Source organism: Rhizobacter sp. P2_H3 (assembly GCF_056403355.1).
The window spans coordinates 1-2,398 of record NZ_JBFUFQ010000426.1; the positions used below are offsets into that span (position 1 = coordinate 1).

The window sequence follows — 2,398 nt, forward strand, 5'->3', positions numbered from 1 at the left end:
CGCTGCAGCTCGGCCATCTGCAGCCACACGATGCCGCGCTCGAGCCGGCTGCCGCGCCGGCGCGCCCAGTCGGCCAGCCGGCGCAGCGCGAGCAGCACGGTCGCGTCGTCGCCGATCGCGGTCGCGACCTGCGCGATGTTCTGCAGCACCTGGCCGCCATCGGGCTGGCTGCGCGGGTTGTCGATGTGGCGCGCGTCGGGCAGCACCGCCGAGGCGCGCGCGTACTCGGCCTGTGCGCCCTGCACGTCGCCCTGCTGTGCCAGCTGCCGCCCGCGCTCGAGCCGCATCAGCGCCTCGTTGTGGCGCAGGCTGATGTCGAGGTGGCGGTCGTTCGGCGCCCCGGGCGTGCCGACTGCCTGCGCGGCCACCGCGATCGCGCTGTCGAGGTCGCCGCCCAGGCGGTGCGCCATCGCCATCGCGGCCTGGCAGCGCGCCACGTCGGCGCGGTTGTCCATCAGCCGGAAGCGCTCGGCGGCCTCGGCGATCAGCGTCATCGCGCGCTCGTGCTCGCCGACCTCGAGCCAGCACTGGCCGCGCAGCAGCAGGATGCGGGTGGCGCGCCAGCGGTCGTCGCGGCGCTCGAAGCCTTGCTGCGCCTCCAGGCACAGCACATAGGCGCGGTCGGGGCGGCGCGCCTGCAGCACCAGCGTGGCCGAGCGGAACAGCGTGCGCACGATCTCGCCGTCGTCGCCGCTCGCGCGCGCCAGCGCGATCGCCTCCTCGCACAGCGCCACCGCGTACGGGCCGTCGGCGCCGACGCGCTCCATCGCCTTCAGCAGCCGCTGCTCGACCTCCGACGGCAACAGCCGCTCCGGCGCGGTGTGCGGCCAGAGCGTCGGGCGGTCTTCGAAGAAATCGAGCGGGTCGCTGTCGGGCATGGGCCTGCTTGAAGTGATGGCCGGCATTGTGCAATGCGCGAGGGCTTCGACAGGCTCAGCCCGAACGGGTGACAAGCCGCAGATCGACAGACCGCACGAGCGCAGCGATGTGCCCATCAAGCAACGCCCGCGGAACCGGCTTTGCCGGGCCGCAGGGTGGCGCCCCTCGGGGGCAGGAGCGAAGCGACTGGGGGGCCGTCATCACATCAGGCCCTCAACCACAGGTAATCGCCGGCCGAGATGGCCTCGAACATGTCATCGGGCGCCTGCAGCAGGTGATCCTTCCAGTAGCGGCCGTGCTCGGCGTAGTGCGCCAGCGTCTCCATCAGCCAGCCGCCGTCGATGTCGTCGGTCATCGGCACGCGCACAATCAGCTGGGTCGACCCGGTGTCGGGATCCAGGCCGAGCTGCGCCTGGTCCTGCGCATAGACGAGCAGGTTCGATTCCAGCATCAGCCGGAAGATCGACAGCGTCCGCCCGGCCGTCGTGATGCCGTAGTCGAACTGGATGTACATCGCCTGCGGATCGTTCGTCACGTGGTCGACGATCACGCTGAAGCCCTCGACCTCGACGCGCCGCGACTGCAACACCGCCTGCACGTCCGGCAGGTCGAGCTCGCCGCACAGCGCCGTCAGCAGGTCGATGTAGCGCTCGTGGTCCGGATCGTCGCCGGCCGGCGCCTCACCCTCGGCACCTTCGGGCAGTTCGCCCTCGTTCATCTCAGCACTCATCGCTCGTTCCTCCTGGCCTGCACCAGCATCTTGGCAATGCTCAGTGCGGCCTGTTCTTCCGTGCGCGGCACCTGCAGCTGCAGCAGCTTCATCGGCAGCATCCAGTGCAGCAACTTGATCGACATCGGAAAGCCCCCCTCGGGCTGCGCCGGCTTGATGTAGTTCGCGATCAGGTAGTCGGCCACCGCCGCCAGCCCGCCGCTGTCGAGCCGGGCTCCGGCGCGCGTGCTGCCCAGCAGCGCCAGATTCAGCTTGCGCAGCGCACCGGCCGCCAGCGCGCCGTTGCCGGTGTCGGCCGCCTTGTTGAGCTCGCGGTCGATCACGGTCTTCTGCACCACGCCCAGCATGCCCTTCTTGCAGCGCTGCAGCGGGATCTTCGAATCGAACACCCTGCGCGGCGATCCGCCGCGGCCCGGCTCATCCGATTTCTCGGCCAGGCTGCGCGCGCGCGCCAGCTTGTCCTGGCGCGATTCCTCGCCGCCGCCGCGGTCCTCGTCATCGCCCGAATCCTGCGACTGGTCCTTCAGGTTGACGGCTTCGGTGCCGGTCTGCTGCGCCTCTGCCGAGTGGAAATCGTGATCGTCTTCGTCACCGCCCGCGATGCCGTTCGCACCGCGGCGCCGGCTCTTGCGCGCCTTGTTGGTGGTCGACCGCTTGGGCCGCGCGCCCGGCCGGTTGCCACCCACGTGGCGGCCCTGCCCGCCGGAGCGGTGCGGGCCGTGGTGCTCGTGGCTCTGGTGCGTGGCCTGCGGCGTCGCCGCCGGCGCGGCATGCGCGGTGGTCGCGGCG

Annotated in this window: 3 protein-coding genes; all 3 read right to left on the reverse strand. The window is 71.2% G+C overall.

The genetic code is table 11. The features are described 5' to 3' along the window. Positions 1-878, reverse strand: an 878-nt coding sequence (locus AC1D1T_RS31880) for a tetratricopeptide repeat protein (protein ID WP_477993371.1), incomplete at its 3' end; no start/stop codon positions are given. 206 nt (positions 879-1,084) lie between these two features. Continuing rightward, a complete protein-coding gene (locus tag AC1D1T_RS31885; protein WP_465114383.1) occupies positions 1,085-1,609 on the reverse strand; it encodes a type III secretion system chaperone family protein in 525 nt (174 codons plus the stop codon). After that, a partial coding sequence (locus tag AC1D1T_RS31890) for a hypothetical protein (RefSeq protein WP_477993372.1) occupies positions 1,606-2,398 on the reverse strand: 793 nt, incomplete at its 5' end. The genes AC1D1T_RS31890 and AC1D1T_RS31885, both read right to left, overlap by 4 nt.